Raw genomic sequence first — 210 nt, forward strand, 5'->3', positions numbered from 1 at the left:
CCAGCATCGGCGTGGGCTTCAACGTGGGCAGCGCGAACACGGGCGTCACGCTGGAGCTGGGCGTCTCGGCCAGCCGGGGCAAGGCCGACGGCAAGGACGAAAGCTGGACCAACAGCCACGTCACCGCCGGCAACGTGCTCGCGATTCAGTCGGGCGGCGACACCACCTTCAAGGGCGCCTCAGGCAAGGCCGAGCAGATCATCGCGTCGG

The 210-nt window shown here is 69.0% G+C and carries 1 protein-coding gene; it reads left to right on the top strand.

Going from position 1 to position 210, the window contains the following annotated elements; translation table 11 throughout:
• On the top strand, nucleotides 1-210 hold a 210-nt coding region (locus KDH83_RS32390), incomplete at both ends, for a hemagglutinin repeat-containing protein (protein WP_212323331.1).

Source organism: Achromobacter sp. Marseille-Q0513, assembly GCF_018195695.1.
In the GTDB taxonomy this organism is placed as follows: Bacteria; Pseudomonadota; Gammaproteobacteria; order Burkholderiales; family Burkholderiaceae_B; genus Achromobacter.